The organism is Pullulanibacillus camelliae, assembly GCF_014642655.1.
Lineage (GTDB): Bacteria > Bacillota > Bacilli > Bacillales > Sporolactobacillaceae > Pullulanibacillus > Pullulanibacillus camelliae.
Window position 1 is genome coordinate 396,352 of record NZ_BMIR01000001.1, and the last position, 17,978, is coordinate 414,329.

Genomic DNA, 17,978 nt, shown 5'->3' on the forward strand with positions numbered 1-17,978 from the left:
TTATTTATCATAGTGGAACATTACTTTAATAAGCCTATGAAGAGGAGGGAAAACATGAAGACATATTTCATTCTGGGCATTTCTTTATTGCTCACCCTAATCCCGTTAGCCGGCTGTGGACATAGTGAAGCACCTCACAATAACACCCCTTCAGGGGTTCAGTCTGATGACGATCAATCCAGTACCTCTAAAAATAATACAGACAGCCATGGAGACCATTCTAAGAGCTCATCTTCAGAACAAAGTGATAAGACTAGCCCGAATCATACGCCTTCAGCTACACAATCATCGAATAATCAAGCACCGACAACCACTAAGGAGGTTATTAACCAAGTCAATGCCGCCTTATCTACGCAAACTCCTGTCTTTTTGCCAACTCATGTGCCTATATCCAAGGGAAACAGTTTAACAGCAGCAGCACACTCTGAGACGTGGTATTACCGGGTCAACTTTTTGAAAGCCGATCAGCCGTCAGCGATTAACACACTGAAACCAACAGGAGATAACACGATAGCTACTGTGACGGGAACAGAGTATGACAGTGCGGCTAATGCACAAAGCCATATTGAAAATTACACCAAGGTAAAAGAAACAAACGTGGATCTTGGGCATGGTATAAAAGGGGAGTCAGATGCAGGCGCTGGACATTTCTATGTTATGTGGAATGAGGGGCGTTGGTGTCTACGGATTGACAGCCCGAATGACCCCAATTATCAAATGAAGCAGTATAGCGATGCCAAAGGGTTGGCAAAGGATGTCGTCTCCTATTTAGAGGACCATATGCTCAATCCTCCGAAGGATATTGGTGTCATTAGCATCTCTACATGGAACAATGCACCTAAGACCACCATTCAGTGGCAAAATCACAAGGTCAATTATGAAGTCACAGCGAGTGACCCCTTTACCGCTTTAAATGTTGCAGTTTCCATGAAAGCACAGTAAATAATGGTTAAAAGCAATCTGATACTATGTCTAGAGAAGCTTTTTGTAACCGGGCGGTAAACCACGTCCGGTTCTTTTTATATGAAAGAGGTATTAAACAAGCTAGCCTTGTTTTTGAGAAGACTTTAGTAAAATTAAGTAAAGAAAAGGACTTGCACATTTGTGTTGCGTTCACGCCTTGATTTGTAAGCTTACGCATAAGAACAACCCGGTGAAAAGCGTGTGCCCGGTCCTTGTCTTTAGTATAGAGCATCATTCAATATGAAGGAGGCTTCATTGCCTGATTAAGTGGATGGGAGCGCAAGATTCGGAACACTCTAAAATCGTGTGTTCCTCGGCCGCCGCTGACTCATGATGCAGAGACTAGACTCCTGCGGGAAGTGGGAGATCGGTAAAACCTTAACAGCGCGAAGGCGTGAGGAGGCTTACCACTCCCCGCGAAAGTGAGCGGCCTGAAGTGGAAATCCGCACCGTCCTCATGACCAGAAATTTTATACTTTCTGATCCCTTTAGAAAACTTGGCTTGCATCCCTTCGCTGGTACTCCTGATGTGATTTTTGCACATCACACACTTAGGGTGCCCGCAAGCCTCAGGTGGCGAAAGTCAAAGCCCACCTTATACTCTCTTCCTTTATGCGCGGCAGCGAAGGTATACATTCTGATAGTATAAAAAGGTGCCACGAGGGCACCTAAATATTAGGAGGCGAGTCATTTTATGAAGTTTTACACTTAATATTAATAGACGTAAGCTGTACCAACAATTATCAAGAGGATGAACAAGACGACAATCAACGCAAAACCGTACCCTCCGCCATATCCGTAGCTCATCATATTCCCCCCTTATTTTTATTTCACTACAGACTATGTGTCTGCACTATCGCCTGAAACGGTCAAATGCCCAATCCTATCTCCGTCAGTCAAAACGCATAAAAGATCTCTTTTTGTCACCAAATTAAAATCTTTTGAGTGATGGAATGTCATATATTTTTAAATGTATTTTAATTGGCAAACTACTTCATTTCTTATATACTTACTTAAATTGATTGCTTCCTCTATAAACGGATGCTATCTGCTTTCCAAGGGAATCCTAAGTGAAAGCTTTTTTCTAAAATTATTGTAAAGGAGACTTCCATGTCAGGACATACTTCATTTAGCTCGTTAGTGATCGTTATTATTGCTGCGTTTTTGACTCCGATCATACTAAAAAAATTACGCTTGACCATCATTCCTGTTGTCGTCGCAGAAATTATCGTCGGCTTAATTATCGGTCATAGTGGCTTTAATCTCATTCATTCTGGTGACTGGATTAATATTCTATCAACCCTAGGCTTCATTTTCTTAATGTTTTTAAGCGGTGTAGAAATTGACTTCAGTGTGTTTTCAAATTCTAAAAAAGAGATGCTTCCAAATGGCAAACGGGAGCCGAACCGCTTTCTCATTTCATTAATTATTTTCGCTTTAATTTTAGGCGTTTCTTATATTATTTCTCTCTTCCTTGTATGGGGTCATTTAGCTATGAATGCTTTTTTCATGACGCTGGTCATTTCAACTATTTCACTAGGTGTTGTCGTTCCTACCTTAAAGGAATCCAACGTTATGAAAAGCGGCATTGGTCAAACCATTCTCATCATTACTGTTATTGCCGATTTAGTTACCATGATTCTCTTGGCCCTCTTTGCTTCACTCCATGAGGAAGGTGGAAATTTATGGCTCCTCCTGATTCTTTTCGGAGCAGGTATTATCCTTTATTTTATTGGCAAGTTCTTTCGGGATTTGTCCTTGTTTGCATCTTTATCGACCGGAACGGTGCAGATTGGGATGCGCGCTGTTTTTGCTCTTATCATACTACTTGTTGGTTTATCAGAGACCGTTGGAGCAGAAAACATTCTCGGAGCCTTTTTGGCAGGCGTATTGGTGTCCCTGCTCTCACCCAACAAGGAAATGGTCAAACAATTAGACTCGTTTGGTTATGGCTTTCTGATCCCGATTTTCTTCGTCATGGTTGGCGTTGATTTGAATATTCGTGAGCTGTTTCAAGAGCCAAAAGTGTTAATCCTAATCCCTTTACTCTTTTTCGCTTTACTGGTATCAAAACTGGTTCCCATTTTAGTGTTAAAAAGATGGTATGACTGGCGTACGGTACTTGGATCTGGATTTTTGGTCACTTCGACTCTCTCCCTTGTGGTCGCCGCCGCAAAAGTTGGAGAAAGAATTCATGTCGTTTCCAGTAAAACAGCGTCATCACTTATCCTGCTCGCTGTCATTACCTGTATCATTTCGCCGATTTTATTTAGAAAGGTATTCCCGTTTAATACTTTGGACAGAAAAAGAAAAACGCTAACGATATTAGGCGCCAATCAACTCACATTACCCTTAGTAGCGGAATTAGATCAGCAAGACTATGCCGTGACGGTTTACCACACTCAGGATGACAATATTCAATCAAAGCAAGAGAAAACCAATCGAATCCAACATGTCAAGGACTTTTCAGTGGATACCTTGGATCGTGAGGGTGTTTTTGATGCCGATATTCTTGTGGCATCAACGGGAGATGAAAATCAAAATGTCACTATTGCTGAATGCGCCAAACAGCGTGAAGTGGAACATATCATTGCCCGGGTCGAGTCACCCAAGCAAACTGAGGAATTAAAATACCATGGGATCAACGTCGTATCGTCATTTTTCTCTACTCGAGCCATGATGAAGGCCATGATTGAGTCCCCAAGCATTGCCAACCTTTTTACTACAAAGGAGGAAGGGTTGTATCAAATTGAACTCACAAATAAGGCTTATCACCACAAGCAATTACGCGACATCGATATCATAAGTGACGCGATCATCATCCGCATCATCAGAGACAACAATCCTTTAATTCCACATGGTGATACAAAACTCGCTCTCGGGGACACTTTAGTACTCACTGGAAAACAAAGCACTGTAGACGCTCTGCGCAGGGCATTTGCCATAAATGAAGGATAAATATTAGCTTCAAACGATTAGAAAGTGATAGGCTCCCCTAAGGATAGACAGTAAAATAAATCTGTTTAACTGGGGGAGCTCTTTTATATCTAAGAAAACCTTTTAAATCATAACTCTATTAAAGCTTGCTTATGATATAGGCTTTGAGGACTTTGGTTAAAATACTAAGACACGGCCATTTTAAACACTGTACTATATTACGTAATTACGTATTCTTAAAGTAATCCGATGATGGAAGGACATAGCTTCAAGAAGTTCTCAGCTTCAGGCAATACGAACAGCGATCCCTTCTAGCCCCTCCCCAGCTGCAGGGAATAAGTTCATCACTGCTGGATCATGTCCCGGAATAATAAGTTCAGATGTATCTGCCAACGATTTAACCAAATCAAAGCCCTCGTACATCTCTGGGAGGTTTGTAACGAGCCAAAAAGGTCGATCTTCGTTTATGTTTTTATAATAATGGGTAACATCAGAAGCCAGGACAACATTCCCCTTTTCAGTTTTAACTTCCACAATTTGCAAACCTGCTGAGTGGCCGCCTGTTCTATGCACAGTTATTCCCGGCATGATCTCTTCACTGCCGTTTACGAACTGCACCTTTCCTTTAAAATTTTCCTGAACAAGGTAAACGACATCTTCAGGGGTAATGTGATGAAGAAAATGAGGTTTGGACGCATATTTTCCAGTCCAAAAAGCCATTTCTGACTCCTGTACCACAAAAGTCGAATTTGGAAATTTATCTAAATTACCTAAATGGTCATAGTGCATGTGTGTAATAATAACTAGTGGAACAGAAGCGGGATCCACCTCGAGTTTCTTCAAAACACTGGTCGGGCAGCGTAAAAATGTTCGCTTTCTTTCTTTTGCCACGTTTTCAGAGAATCCGGTATCGACCACAATTGCCTGTGTTCCTGCCTTGATGAGCCAAATATAATAATCCATGGGCATTGAATAATTTTCATGAGGATCTGCATGTCCATAAAAATGTTCACTGGCTACCGCCTCACGCGTTGAATACTTTATGGCATAAACCTCATATTGTGGTGTTTCCTTCATCGTATCCACCCTTTATTTTATAATTTAATAGATTAAACCAATATAAAACCATACTATTTCTAATGTAAAAATCTTAAAACTCCCCTGCATTCCTTTTGTTCAAGGATTTAAGGCACCAGCAAAGTTCGAAACATGTGCCGGTGCCAAAGTTAATGAAAGAACCAAAACCCTATAACAGTTTAACTCCGATAAATTTAGTTTCAGTCATTTCTTCAATGGCATAGGATACGCCCTCTTTTCCAATACCACTTTGTTTGACTCCTCCATAAGGAATATGATCATAGCGACGGATGGAGGCTTCATTAATCCAAACACCGCCCATTTCCAAAGCCTCTGCAACACGGAAGGCGCGATTAATATCCTTTGTAAATATCCCAGCATGTATCCCCAAATCAGAATCATTTGCCTGCTTAATCACTTCTTCTTCTGTATCGAAAGGAATGACACTAAATACGGGGGCGAAAATCTCCTTGCAAACGACCTTCATTTCACGAGTAACATTTGTAAGCACAGTAGGCTCTAATAAATTGCCATGGCGCTGACCACCCGCTACAATCATTGCTCCATTTTGAACTGCTTCATTAATCCATTCTTCAGCACGGACTGCTGCAGCCTCCGTAATCATAGGTCCAACATCAGTTGCCTCATCCATTGGATTGCCGACCCGCAACTCCTTAACACCTTGAACTAGTTTTTCAAGCAGTGCCGGATAGACATGCTTTTGTACATATATTCTTTGCACGGAAATACAGGCCTGGCCGGAAGTTACAACTCCACCTTGGACCAAAGATGCTGCAGCTGTGTCTAAATCAGCATCATTAAACACGATATTAGGGGCATTTGAACCTAATTCTAACGTTACATTTTTGCGTCCCGCCAACTCCTTAAGCTTCCATCCAACAGGGCCGCTTCCAGTGAATGTGACTCTCTTTATCCGCGAATCTTTAATCAAGGGCTCAACCAGGTCCTGCCCTGGTCCCATTACAATGTTTAATGCTCCTTTAGGAAGTCCCGCCTCTTCAAATAATTTATAAAGTAAAACAGAACAAAGTGGTGTTTTTTCAGCAGGTTTTAATACAATTGTATTTCCAGCAGCAATTGCCGGTGCCAATTTGTGTAAGACCAAACTTAGAGGTAAATTAAAGGGTGTGATTGCCACCACAACACCAATCGGATACCTTCTTGTAATAGCTATATGATTTTCTCCACCGTGTGCACTATCCAACTGAATTTCCTCACCATGAATTTGCTTAGCTCCTTCTGAAGCGAATCGAAGAATTTGTATCGAGCGATCTACTTCAACCCTTGCCTCTCTGATAGGTTTTCCCGTCTCCTGGACTAATAGATTGGCAAACTCCTCATTTCGTTTCTCTAATAGATCTGCTGTCCTTCGCAAGATATCTGACCGACGATGAGCAGCCATCCTTTTCATTGATTCATGAAAAACTCGATGAGCAGCGGTGATCGCTTGCTCTGCGTTCTCCTTTGTAGCACATGATATCCTTCCAACCAATTGATTGTTGTAAGGATTGAGTACTTCAAGAACCCGGTCCTCTGATTTTACTTCTTTCCCATCGATAAATGATCCAAAATAAAACTGTTCGGTTTGTGAAATCATAGTTGATTCCTCCTTTTCTAGAAATCCTGCAAAATAAAGGATTAAAAGATGATTCTCTTCTTCACAATTCTGTCCATTTATTCTTCTTGTTTAATGGGTTTGATAATCTAACTGATATTTACTCATCAAACTAACCTTATTCAACATGGGTAAAGTCCACATCCTTAGTTTCAGGCCCAAAGTAGGCTCCGATGGCACCAATGATTCCCCCAATGATTAATAGTGCAATAATCGTTGTTTCATAAGGCATGAATACACCCAACCAGTTCATGTAGAAGGCATAGAACGATGGAATAATGACAGAGGCACTAAACCCTAAACCAAATCCTGAAGCGCGTACCTCGGTGGCAAAGCGTTCATTAATATAGGTAACAATGGCCCCCCAAGGTGCCGTTACAATCGCAGAAAATACACACACAATTAATATGATCAAAGCTAAGGGTAATGACTTTCCGTTAATTAGGATATACAACAACCCAGCACCAACAATGGCAATGGATGGACCTAAAATTAAGAAAAATGTGCGGCGACCAATCTTTTGCGAAATAACACCAGAAACGATATAACTTCCGAAAAGCACAACATAACTAATCAATAAGGTCAATGTGACTTGAAAGCTTCCTAATCCAAGGATATCCCTTAGTACTGTTGTAGGCAGAACCAATGTGACAATGTTTTGTGTTAACCAAAATCCAATCATCATAACAAGGACTTGGATAAAACTTTTACCTGCTTTCCCTTTAAACATCCTCAATAAAGAGGTTTTCTCTTTTTTTGATTTTTCCCAGGTTTCAGACTCTGGAACTTTACGTATATAATAGAGTGTGAGCCACCCTGCTATTAAAGCACCAATCACGAATGGAATGCGCCAACCCCATATAGCATAAGCAGATGCTGGCCCAGCTTGAGGGACTAATGAAAATTCGACCATTCCAATTAAATTAATTAAAATATACGCTAATGGAAACGCTGCCAAAATTAAAGCCCCTACAAAACCACGTTTATGTTTTTCTGAGTATTCCATGGCTAACGGATGAGAGCCGGTATATCCTCCTCCCAAACAAACCCCATCAAGAAATCGTAAAATAACCAATAATACATATGAAGTGATTCCGATTGAGTGATATCCAGGGAGTAAGGCAATAAGTAGGGTAATAAGCCCAAATCCAGCAACAGATCCAATAGTCGCTTTCCGACGGCCAATTTTATCTCCAATGGCTCCAAAAATAGTGGCGCCAATAGGTCTTCCAAGCAGTGTAGTAATAAATACGAGGGAGGTCAAGATACCGGCTAATCCTTGCGGCAACTGTGTTGGTTGAAAATAGGCTAATGCCGGAGTTAAAATAATTGTCGGTAAATAAATATCAAACATATCTACAAACTCTGTGAAAAAAGCTCCTTTAATTGCAGCATTTCTTTTTTGAGCAATGACATCCGAATCGATACTACGAACTCCCACTGACATAAAGGTCGCCTCCTTTACATTTAATTTTTCCTTTTTAACTGCCACGGATGAACTTAGATAGTGAGCATCCGCGGCAAAACAGCTTGTTTAGTGAAAAAATTAGTTCTTTATTTATCTTTTTTATTGATTAAATCAGCCAATATAGGAACACTCACGGTTGCCGCATGAATCCCTAAAGTACTTGTGAGTTCAAGGACCTCCATAATTTCCTCTTTGGAAGCGCCGCTTTTTACGGCATTCTGAATATGAACACGAACACCTGGCTCATACATATGAGTGGCTGCAGCATCAACCGCAATACCGATGAACTCTCTGATTTTCGGGTCGAGATAATTATGTCTGAAAGCAACACTAGAAAACTCTAGGTAAGCTTCTAAAAAATCTGGATCAAGAAGCAAGACACTGTCCCACATCTCAGACCAATATCCTCGTTCATCAATAAATGCTTGTTTTAACTCTTGTTGGCGAGTTGTTAATTGCGTCACTACTGGATTTCCTTGTTCAGCTAAAACTTGCATTAAAATAGGAGAACCTAAATTTGTTGTGTGAATCCCAAGAACACTAGCTAACTCAATAACCTCCATAATTTCCTCTGGCGTCGCACCATAGCCTAAGGCATTTTGCATATGTTGCCGGGTTCCGGGTTGATACATATGTGTAGCAGCTACATCGAAAGCGATGTAAATGAATTCTTTAGTTTTCAAATCAATATAGCTGTGATTTGCCTTAAAAGGAATTGCTGAAAATTTTAGGTATGCCTCGAGAAAATCTGGATCAAGATGAAGGAGATCATCCCAAATCTCAGTCGACCAATAACCGCGTTCTCTAATAAATGATTCTTTGATAGCCGTTTGCTGAGAAGTTAGTTTTTCACTCAAATCACTCACTCCTCTTTTGCTTCAATTTGAACCTTGGCCCATTCTTCAAATAACCGTACAACTTCAGTAGTATCTGAATCTACACCAAGATGTTCCTTCGTAAGTTTGAAAAATTCCTTGACATTACTGCCAATCCACATAGTTGCTCCAAGTCTATCTGCTTCATGCATGCAGAGCGCAACATCTTTATACATTAACCCTGATTTGAAACCGTAATCAAATTTACGATTTACGACTGCAGCTGGAAATTTGTCTAAAGTCGCACTATTCCGCCCGCTACTTACATTAAGAACATCCAGCATAATTTTCGGATCCAAACCTGCTTTAGTACCTAGTACCATAGCTTCTGAAGTAGCAATCAAAGCAACTGCCGACAGATAATTATTCATTATCTTTAATGTCTGGGCTTGCCCCGCTTCAGGACCCACATAAAAGATCTTTTTCCCGATAACCTCCAAAACTGATTGATTTACATCATAAGCCTCTTTCGGTCCTGCAACCATAATCGATAAAGTCCCTTTTTCAGCACCAGGGACCCCACCACTAACAGGAGCATCTAAACAAGAAATCCCTTTATCAGTTAATGCAGTAGCAACCTGTTGGGAGGCCTCAGGTCCAGTAGTGGATAAATCAATATAGGTTTTAAATGCTCTCCCAGAGGATAATCCATTTTCTCCAAGAGCTACGATTTTTGCAACTTGAGGATTTGGTAGGCTCACAAGAATGGTATCTGCTAATTCAGTGACTTCTGCGGGAGTGGATGTGATCACTGCATTCTCATAAGCTCTGAATGGATCCATAGCCTCTTTTCTTGCATCGAGCACTGCAACAGAATACCCATTTTCAAGGAGTCGCCGTGCCATATGATGTCCCATATTTCCTAGACCGATAAAACCCAACTTAGCCAATTTGGTCAACCTTCCTTCGCATTTTAATAATCCTGTTTCTATTTTTCCAGCTTTTCAAGTACACTTTTACCAATTTTAAAGGCTTCAACACCCGAAGGAACACCGCAGTATATTGCAACTTGATAGAATATTTCAGTAACTTCTTCTGGAGTAACTCCGTTCGTAATAGCTCCTCGTACATGAAGCGCCAGTTCATCCGGACGACCTAGTGCACTCAGCATAGCAAGATTAATCATGCTTCGGTCCCTCCGTGAAAGACCAGGACGTGTCCAACACGTTCCCCAACACCATTCTGTTGTTAGTTCTTGCATAGCTTGATCAAAGTCAGTTGCATTTGCTAATGATCTATCAACATGTTCAGCTCCAAGAACTTCTTTACGAACCTCTAAGCCTTGTTTAAACTTTTCACTATTCATGGTTTTAACCTCCAACAATAATGTAGTATACGGCCAAATTTATTAGGCTTTTCTCTAAACACATCCAATCACTTAATACTCCAAAGCTTGCTCGAATTAAATTATTTACCGTTTACAATATTGAATACTTAATTGTCGACAATATTAGACAAATAAAAAACCCTTCTACACCCCCTCTAAAATTCTATAGACTCCCTTTGAATGTTACCGTTTACATTATCATTATACAAAATAGTATACAATTATGTCTACAGTTTTATTCAAAAAATATTATTATATATTAAAATATTTGATTTAATCCTTAACATGCCTCCCCTTTTCATAAACATAATCTAAAATGGATAGAAAATATCAAGCGTCTTCACTGATCGAGCTTCCTGATCCCTTATTGCTTGAATCCCTGCATCTTTATCTCTTTGTTTCAAAGCTTCAAACTGTCTACTGTGTTCCTCGTAAGAAGAAAGCATATTTGTCCCCTGACCTAGATTCAACACACTTAAAGGTTGTGAAGACTTACGTAAAGATTTATGCATTTCTGCAAGAAATTGATTCTTAGCAATCTCGAAAATAATTTCATGAAATTTTTCATTAAGTGTATAGTAACCTACAATGTCATTTTTCTCGATTGCTTTTTTTTGTCCCTCAAGAATCTCTTCCAAACGCTGTATGTCGCTTTCTGTTATATTTATCACAGCCTTACCCATCGCTATTTCTTCTAAGCGAAAAGTAGCATCATACAATTCATGAATTTCCTTCTTGGTGAACTTTTTGACTACAAATCCATGATGGGGGACCCGTGTAACCAACCTTTCCTTTTCAAGCATTAACAGTGCCTCGCGAACAGGAGCTCTACTTGTTTCAAATTCCTCGGCAAGCTTTGCTTCTACCAAATGTTCATTCGGGCTCCAGTATCCATTCGCTATCCGAGATGAAATTTCTTCTGCTATATGTGCAGCAACTGTTTTCTTCACTTCTTTCACTGACTAGTCTCCTCTTTAAAATAAATTTTTGTTGTAAAACTTATTATAATATAAAATACAATAAAATAGGTATCCAAAATAATCTTGATAATATGTTTAATCAGATACTAGAAATTCAAGCCGGTACTCGAACTATAAAAATACCTTTTTCCCAAAATTATAGATTTTCTCATTTCCATGCCTCATTCCTTATGGTCGATCCCATAAAGATGGATTAGAACAGCTTTTGAAAAAATCTGTATTCAAATAGCAATGCTGGTGGTGTTTAATCTGTATCAGTTAGGCAAGAAAAACCGAGCGACAAGTATGCCCAGTCCTTATGGAGCATCTATATGGAAGAGGCGTCATTGCATAGTCAAGTGGAGCGGAAACGTGTACCGTCTCCTGATGACAGAAATTTTATACTTTCTGATCTAAAAATAGCACTCGATCTATGAGCCAAGGAAAAAGGCTCCATAACCGAGTGCGCCGAGGATAACAAACGCTGGATGCACTTTGAATTTTTCTAAGCAAAGTAGACTAAGGGCAGCTAAGAGAAATGTTTGTAGCCAACCCGCACCAGCATAGGATTTATGAAAAAAATCAAAAGCCATTAGTCCAAGTAATACTGCGATAGTTGGACGAATAAGCAGTGTCATTGTTTTGACTTTGGGTGAATCCTTATACTTTAATAACAGCTTCAGTAAAAGGATGAGCAATATTAATGAAGGAGCAACAGTCGCAATAATCGCTATGATACTTCCTAGTATTCCGGCTACCTCAAAACCAATATAGCCGGCCATTTTGGTAGCAATTGGCCCGGGGAGTGCATTTCCTAAAGCTAGAATTTTACTGAAATCGGTAATAGTCATCCAATGATACGTATCCACCACTTCGTTGCTGACCAATGGAATTGACGCTGGTCCTCCTCCATAACCAAGCATGCCAGGAATAAAGAAAGCCAAAAAAATCTTCCAGAAGATCATCCAGCCTCACTCCTCTTGGATTCCTCATTTTGTTTCTTCCCTGGTCGAACGAGGACATAGATGAGAATTGCCGCAATGACAAATGCTGGATGGATTTTCAATAGAGAGACAACGATAAAACTAGCGATGACTAACGCAATGCTGACTCCCCATCCCAGCCCGTCCTTTGACTTTTCAAAGAATTCCCAAGTTAAGGTGGCAAGCATGATGCCAACCACAGGAATAACCGCTTCAGTCATGCCATGAACCCAAGGCTGATCTTGAAAGGACGTTAAAAACTTAAAAAAAACAATCATCAATAGAATGGTCGGTAGAATAGAAGCCACTATCGCAATGATCAACCCAATGGTTCCCTTCACTATATAACCGATATAGCCTGCCATTTTCGTAATAATAGGCCCAGGCAAAGTATTGGCCAAGGCAAGCATGTCACCAAACTCATTTTTAGACAGCCACTTATATTTTGAGACTGCTTCTTTCTCAACCAGAGGGATCGATGAAGGTCCCCCGCCATAGCCTAGAAGCCCGATCCTAAGAAAGGCAAGAAAAAGATGAAGATATTTCATATTGACCATACTTTCTTGTTGAGATTTGCATTACCATTTTTACCAGGCCGCAATGGTTCCGTCGGTTCGAGTTTCAGTGCCGCCGCATAATACGCCTGTCTCTGGATCACGCCAGATAATTTGGCCTCTGCCAAACCCATTGGGCTCTAAAGCCATTTGGATAGTGTGCCCTTTTTCGGCTAATGCCAGAGCAAAGTGGTGGGGAAAATTGTTTTCCACACGAACCGTCTTTCCTTCTATCCACTGCCATCTTGGTGCATCAAGTGCAGCCTGCGGATTGAGATGAAAGTCAACGGTATTCATGACTACTTGAAGATGACCCTGCGGCTGCATGAATCCACCCATGACCCCAAAAGGGCCAACAGGGTGTTCTCCCTTGGTAAGAAAGCCAGGAATGATCGTATGATAAGGCCGTTTTTTTGGTTTTAAGAAATTGGCATGATTGGGGTCTAAAGAAAAGTTATGCCCACGGTTCTGTAAAGAAATCCCTGTATCAGGGACGACGAGGCCTGAACCAAATCCCATGTAATTGCTCTGGATAAAAGAAACCATATTCCCTTCTGAGTCAGCGGCGGCGAGGTAAACAGTTCCGCCTTTTGTTGGTTCCCCTGGATGGGGGTCTAAGGCGGTATCGCCAATTAATTGACGCCGCTCCTGAGCATACTCCTCTGATAAAAGCGCCTCAATCGTATGTTTCATTTCTTTTTCTTCGGCAATATGCTCCTTCCCATCACTAAAGGCCAGCTTCAATGCTTCAATTTGCTTATGATATGTTTCTACAGCTTCCTTCTCCTTTAAATCAAAGCCTTTGACAAGATTCAAGGCCATTAATGTAATGAGTCCTTGGCCATTGGGAGGAATCTCCCATACCTTATAGCCGCGATAATCTACGGAAATAGGATTGACCCATTCTGGCTGAAAGCTAGCGAGGTCTTCCTTGCGTATAAACCCATCATTGTCTTTAGAAAATTGATCAATGTGATCAGCTAATTCCCCTTTATAAAAGCTCTCTGCTTGTGTCTCCGAAATTTTTCGCAGAGAATCTGCATGCCCTTTAGATGACCAAATTTCTCCTGCCTTTGGTGCGCGGCCATCAGGGGCAAACACCTCACACCACCTTGCAAATTGCTCTGCTGGCAAGCGATTTTTATACGCCTTATAAGCATTTCCCCAAAACTTTGCTAGGACTGGAGATAGTGGATAACCGTGTTCCGCATAGTAAATAGCAGGTGCTAGCACTTCAGTTAAGGGAAGCTGACCAAAACGCCGGTTGCATTCTGCCCATGCCGAAGGTGCCCCAGGTACCGTCACTGGCGCAAAGCCATAGGCCGGCATTGTATCATAGCCTTTTTCCTTAAGTCCCTCCGCTGATAACAAAGCAGGTGCTGGTCCGCTTGCATTCAAACCGTGAAGCTTCCCCTTTGTCCAGATTAATGCAAAAGCGTCACCGCCAATACCATTGGATGTTGGCTCAACGACTGTAAGGCAAGCGGCTGTTGCAATGGCTGCATCAATAGCGTTGCCCCCCTTCTTTAAAATATCTAGCCCCGCTTGCGCCGCAAGCGGTTGAGAGGTCGCTACCATACCATTCGTCGCATAGGTTGGTCTTCTCTTGGAAGAATAAGGGGCAAAAAGTGCATCAAAATTTGTCATGATAATACGTTACTCCTCTCCAAAATTATCTCTTAGGCGAAGTGACAAGCTGCAAAATGATCGCCACCTATATTGCGCCATTCTGGCTTTTGATCGCTACATACGCTTTGTGCTAAAGGGCAGCGTGTATGAAATGGACAGCCACTAGGTGGGTTGGCTGGGCTAGGAATTTCTCCTTGCAATTTAATTTTAACTCTTTCCTTGGCTACTGTGGGGCGTGGTATAGCTGATAACAACGCATTTGTATAGGGATGCCGTGGATTAGAATAAAGGTCTTTGACAGATGCAAGTTCAACCATATTCCCGAGATACATAACTAATACACGATCACTTATATGCTTCACCACACCCAGATCATGCGAGATAAAAAGATAGGTGAGCCTGTAATCCTGCTGCAACCTTTTAAGTAAATTAATCACTTGGGCTTGCACTGACACGTCTAAAGCTGATACCGCCTCATCACATACAATAAAGGAAGGGTTAAGGGCTAATGCTCTTGCAATACCGATACGCTGCCTTTGCCCCCCACTAAACTCATGTGGATAGCGTGAATAATGTGACGGTTGTAATCCGACTTCCTGCATCAGTTCAATCACTTTCTGCTTTCGCTCTTGGGCATTTAATGACGTATGGATAATGAGTCCCTCTTCAATAGCAGGGCCAATTTTTTGACGTGGATCTAGGGAAGCATAAGGATCCTGGAAGATCATTTGCATTTGCCGCTTCAGTGGCTTCAATTGTGAGGAACGATAATGGGTGATGTTTTCTCCTTTGAATATAAGCTCACCCTCGGTTAAAGGTTCGAGTCCTAATATAATTCTGCCTAAAGTAGATTTGCCGCAGCCTGATTCCCCAACAACACCTAAGGTCTCATTCTCTTGAATGTCTAGGGTAATGCCATTGACCGCTCTAACCGCTTTTTTTGTCCTTTTCAGCAAGCCTGATTTAATAGGATAATGCTTTTTGACATCATTAATTTGATATAATGCGACTTGCTTGCCCATCGGCTTCTGCCTCCTTAAGCCAGCATCTAACATCATGTTGATCGATTGAGAAAATATCTGGTTTTGTCTCTCGACATTTATCGGTTGCAAAAGGACACCGCGGATGGAAACGGCAGCCACTAATTTGCTCTTCTAAGTTAGGCATTGTCCCCGGGATCGCTTCTAATATATCTTGCTCCAGATCGACATTTGGAACGGAAGCTAAGAGACCTTGAGTATAGGGATGTTCAGGATGATTAAAAATAGTCTCTACATCCCCTTGTTCAACAATTTCTCCTGAATACATCACGATAACGCGATCAGCAACCTCTGCAACCACGCCCATATCATGTGTAATCATGACAACACTTGTTTCAAATCGCTGCTTCAAATCATTAAGCAGCTCCAAAATCTGAGCTTGAATGGTTACATCTAATGCAGTGGTCGGCTCATCAGCTATCAATATTTTCGGATTACAAGCAAGCGCGATCGCAATCATGACTCTTTGCCGCATGCCGCCACTAAGTTCATGTGGGTATTGCTTCATTCTTTGTTCAGGTACCGAGATGCCCACCTGCCGCAACAGATCAATGGCCACTTGATTTGCCCTCGCCTTATTTAATCCTTGGTGGATTTTCAAGGGCTCCCGAAGTTGATAGCCAATAGTGAAGACGGGATTTAAAGCCGTCATAGGTTCTTGAAAGATCATGGATATATCATTGCCACGAAGTTTCCTTATTTCATCAGAAGTAAGTTTTGTAAGATCCTTGCCTTGAAACTTAATAGCCCCTTTATATACCTCCCCATTATTCGGAAGTAAGCCAATAAGCGACAGTGCACTCACACTCTTGCCACAGCCTGATTCCCCAACAATACAGACAGTTTCACCTCGTTTAACATTAAATGAAATACCATGAACGGCTGAAAGAAATCCTTCAGCCGTTTTAAATTGAATGCCTAAATCCTTTACTTCTAAAATGTGTTCAAACATATGACCTACTCCTTATAAACTTTATATAAGGACCATAATCCTGTTGGATCAATTGTAAGTCCTTTTATGGAATCTTTATAAGCTGCTGTGACCACCCCATGATCCATGATTACCCAAGGCGCGTCCTTAATGGCTAATTTATTGGCTTCATCAAGCTTTTGTTTTCTATAATTTTGATCTGTCGAGGCGCGGGACTCCTCTACAAGTTTATTAAATTTGGCATTGTTATACCCTGTAACATTAGATGAGCCAATATTGTCCGAATGGAGGTTTGGATAGAGGAGTTCACTCCCGTCAGCTGTACTATTTGACCAAGATAAGAAGGTAATATCAAAATTGCCTTTCCTACTCACATCAAGGAAGGTCCCCCACTCCATCGTATCCATTTTGACCTTTAAGCCAACCTTCTGAAGCTGGTCCTGAACGATTTGCCCCATTTTCATATAGTTTTCAGTATTGGCCACTAGCATTTCAATGGTCTTGCCTTCCCATCCATTTTCTTTTAACATTTGTTTCGCCTTCTTTGGATTATAAGAATAGCCACCCGCTTCTGCGGATTTATCGTAGCCAAATACCTTTGGTCCAATGATACTGTTTGATTGAATACCAAGCCCCTCAAGCTGCTTCACATAAGCTTTACGGTCAATCGCATAAGCAACAGCTTGTCGAAAGGCAAGGTTTTTCATTGGCTCACGGCGTACATTAAAACCAAGGTAAGCCACCGCTGTGCCTGCCTTTTTCATGGTTTTAATGCCCTTAAGCCTATTCACCCTATCCCATTGCGAAGAAGGGATGCCATCAATAAAATCAACTTGGCCTGTTTGAAGCATGGATATTGCAGTATTAACATCTGGCACAACCTTAAATGTGACTTGTTTTAATTTAGCTTTTCCTTGCCAATAACTTGGATTTCTAACAAGTGTCAGATGATCTCCAGCTACCCATTCTTTTAGCATAAAAGGTCCTGTCCCGACAGGCTTTTTCATGAGATCCTGTTTTTTATCTGCTGTAGGGCTGACAATGGCTGCATTTTCATGAGCAAGAGCCGCAAGCATCGCCCCGTAAGGTTCTTTTGTTTTGATCACTACCGTATATTTATCCTTCACGGTAACAGAAGCAACAGGGGCAAGGAGAGAAGCTCGTGGAGCACCTGTCTTTGGATCTCTGAGTTTATCAAATGTATATTTAACAGCTTCAGCATCGAACGGGGTCCCATCAGTAAACTTTATATTTTTCTTTAAATGAATGACCCATGTCTTATCATCTGGCGTGTCATAAGACGCTGCTAAAAGAGGCTTAATTTCCAATGTCTTTGGGTCCTTCGTGAATAATGTTTCGTAAATTTGATTAATAGCAGCAGTGGATACGGAGTCATTAGTCATAATTGGTGATAAACCAACGATCTTGGATGTCATTGCATAAGTTAATTCCTGTGGAGCACCCGATGCGCTTCCCTCTGATGTTCCACTACTCTTCTCAGAGGAAGAACTACTGCAGGCAGAAAGCACCATTCCTAAAATCAAGACGATTCCCATGAAAAAAACCATTGACTTCCTTCTCACGCTTATTAACCCCCTG

16 protein-coding genes are annotated in these 17,978 nt (G+C 41.2%); 2 read left to right on the plus strand and 14 right to left on the minus strand.

Translation table 11 applies throughout. The features are described from left to right. The first annotated feature begins 54 nt into the window (after positions 1-54). Complete coding sequence (locus IEW82_RS01675) at positions 55-942, plus strand: hypothetical protein (RefSeq protein ID WP_188688202.1); 888 nt, start codon at positions 55-57, stop codon at positions 940-942. A gap of 735 nt (positions 943-1,677) precedes the next feature. Here IEW82_RS01675 and IEW82_RS01680 read toward each other — a convergent pair. Then, positions 1,678-1,770, minus strand: coding sequence for a YjcZ family sporulation protein (locus IEW82_RS01680; protein ID WP_188688909.1), 93 nt, complete (start codon positions 1,768-1,770; stop codon positions 1,678-1,680). A gap of 303 nt (positions 1,771-2,073) precedes the next feature. Here IEW82_RS01680 and IEW82_RS01685 point away from each other — a divergent pair, with 303 nt between their 5' ends. Beyond that, complete coding sequence (locus tag IEW82_RS01685) at positions 2,074-3,921, plus strand: monovalent cation:proton antiporter family protein (protein WP_188688205.1); 1,848 nt, start codon at positions 2,074-2,076, stop codon at positions 3,919-3,921. A gap of 264 nt (positions 3,922-4,185) precedes the next feature. Here IEW82_RS01685 and IEW82_RS01690 read toward each other — a convergent pair whose 3' ends face one another. The 13 genes from IEW82_RS01690 to IEW82_RS01750 all read right to left on the minus strand — a co-directional run bounded on the left by IEW82_RS01690 (position 4,186) and on the right by IEW82_RS01750 (position 17,962). Then, positions 4,186-4,977 (minus strand): N-acyl homoserine lactonase family protein, encoded by a 792-nt coding sequence (locus IEW82_RS01690; RefSeq protein ID WP_188688208.1) that lies wholly within the window; start codon positions 4,975-4,977, stop codon positions 4,186-4,188. A 169-nt stretch (positions 4,978-5,146) separates the two neighbouring features. After that, on the minus strand, positions 5,147-6,595 hold the full coding sequence (locus IEW82_RS01695; RefSeq protein WP_188688210.1) for an aldehyde dehydrogenase family protein: 1,449 nt from the start codon (positions 6,593-6,595) through the stop codon (positions 5,147-5,149). 136 nt (positions 6,596-6,731) lie between these two features. Then, complete coding sequence (locus tag IEW82_RS01700) at positions 6,732-8,060, minus strand: MFS transporter (protein ID WP_188688211.1); 1,329 nt, start codon at positions 8,058-8,060, stop codon at positions 6,732-6,734. Positions 8,061-8,167: 107 nt separating this feature from the next. Continuing rightward, the gene (locus IEW82_RS01705; RefSeq protein ID WP_188688214.1) at positions 8,168-8,938 is read right to left on the minus strand and encodes a carboxymuconolactone decarboxylase family protein; all 771 of its coding nucleotides are present in this window, start codon (positions 8,936-8,938) and stop codon (positions 8,168-8,170) included. Positions 8,939-8,943: 5 nt separating this feature from the next. After that, a complete protein-coding gene (locus IEW82_RS01710; protein ID WP_188688216.1) occupies positions 8,944-9,846 on the minus strand; it encodes an NAD(P)-dependent oxidoreductase in 903 nt (300 codons plus the stop codon). 38 nt (positions 9,847-9,884) lie between these two features. Next, on the minus strand, positions 9,885-10,262 hold the full coding sequence (pcaC, locus tag IEW82_RS01715) for a 4-carboxymuconolactone decarboxylase (RefSeq protein WP_188688218.1): 378 nt from the start codon (positions 10,260-10,262) through the stop codon (positions 9,885-9,887). A gap of 332 nt (positions 10,263-10,594) precedes the next feature. Then, a complete protein-coding gene (locus IEW82_RS01720; RefSeq protein WP_188688220.1) occupies positions 10,595-11,242 on the minus strand; it encodes a GntR family transcriptional regulator in 648 nt (215 codons plus the stop codon). Between the two features lie 431 nt (positions 11,243-11,673). Next, positions 11,674-12,207, minus strand: a complete 534-nt coding sequence (locus tag IEW82_RS01725; RefSeq protein ID WP_188688222.1) for a chromate transporter — start codon at positions 12,205-12,207, stop codon at positions 11,674-11,676. Next, positions 12,204-12,773 carry a chromate transporter gene (locus IEW82_RS01730; protein ID WP_188688223.1) on the minus strand — a complete coding sequence of 190 codons (570 nt, stop codon included), beginning with the start codon at positions 12,771-12,773 and terminating at the stop codon, positions 12,204-12,206. The genes IEW82_RS01725 and IEW82_RS01730 overlap by 4 nt, the downstream gene beginning before the upstream one ends. Positions 12,774-12,812: 39 nt before the next feature. Next, on the minus strand, positions 12,813-14,426 hold the full coding sequence (locus IEW82_RS01735; RefSeq protein WP_188688225.1) for a gamma-glutamyltransferase family protein: 1,614 nt from the start codon (positions 14,424-14,426) through the stop codon (positions 12,813-12,815). A 32-nt stretch (positions 14,427-14,458) separates the two neighbouring features. After that, positions 14,459-15,430: an ABC transporter ATP-binding protein gene (locus IEW82_RS01740; protein WP_188688228.1), complete on the minus strand. Its 972-nt coding sequence runs from the start codon at positions 15,428-15,430 to the stop codon at positions 14,459-14,461. After that, the gene (locus IEW82_RS01745; RefSeq protein ID WP_188688230.1) at positions 15,399-16,400 is read right to left on the minus strand and encodes an ABC transporter ATP-binding protein; all 1,002 of its coding nucleotides are present in this window, start codon (positions 16,398-16,400) and stop codon (positions 15,399-15,401) included. Before IEW82_RS01745 ends, IEW82_RS01740 begins: the two co-directional genes overlap by 32 nt. A 5-nt stretch (positions 16,401-16,405) precedes the next feature. After that, positions 16,406-17,962, minus strand: coding sequence for a glutathione ABC transporter substrate-binding protein (locus IEW82_RS01750; protein ID WP_373285683.1), 1,557 nt, complete (start codon positions 17,960-17,962; stop codon positions 16,406-16,408). Positions 17,963-17,978 lie beyond the last annotated feature (16 nt).

Excerpts from the sequence above, each read along its gene's own strand:
- IEW82_RS01675 (WP_188688202.1), top strand. The coding sequence starts at position 55 with ATGAAGACATATTTCATTCTGGGCATTTCTTTATTGCTCACCCTAATC.
- IEW82_RS01680 (WP_188688909.1), bottom strand. The coding sequence starts at position 1,770 with ATGAGCTACGGATATGGCGGAGGGTACGGTTTTGCGTTGATTGTCGTC.
- IEW82_RS01685 (WP_188688205.1), top strand. The coding sequence starts at position 2,074 with ATGTCAGGACATACTTCATTTAGCTCGTTAGTGATCGTTATTATTGCT.
- IEW82_RS01690 (WP_188688208.1), bottom strand. The coding sequence starts at position 4,977 with ATGAAGGAAACACCACAATATGAGGTTTATGCCATAAAGTATTCAACG.
- IEW82_RS01695 (WP_188688210.1), bottom strand. The coding sequence starts at position 6,595 with ATGATTTCACAAACCGAACAGTTTTATTTTGGATCATTTATCGATGGG.
- IEW82_RS01700 (WP_188688211.1), bottom strand. The coding sequence starts at position 8,060 with ATGTCAGTGGGAGTTCGTAGTATCGATTCGGATGTCATTGCTCAAAAA.
- pcaC (WP_188688218.1), bottom strand. The coding sequence starts at position 10,262 with ATGAATAGTGAAAAGTTTAAACAAGGCTTAGAGGTTCGTAAAGAAGTT.
- IEW82_RS01725 (WP_188688222.1), bottom strand. The coding sequence starts at position 12,207 with ATGATCTTCTGGAAGATTTTTTTGGCTTTCTTTATTCCTGGCATGCTT.
- IEW82_RS01730 (WP_188688223.1), bottom strand. The coding sequence starts at position 12,773 with ATGAAATATCTTCATCTTTTTCTTGCCTTTCTTAGGATCGGGCTTCTA.
- IEW82_RS01735 (WP_188688225.1), bottom strand. The coding sequence starts at position 14,426 with ATGACAAATTTTGATGCACTTTTTGCCCCTTATTCTTCCAAGAGAAGA.
- IEW82_RS01740 (WP_188688228.1), bottom strand. The coding sequence starts at position 15,430 with ATGGGCAAGCAAGTCGCATTATATCAAATTAATGATGTCAAAAAGCAT.
- IEW82_RS01745 (WP_188688230.1), bottom strand. The coding sequence starts at position 16,400 with ATGTTTGAACACATTTTAGAAGTAAAGGATTTAGGCATTCAATTTAAA.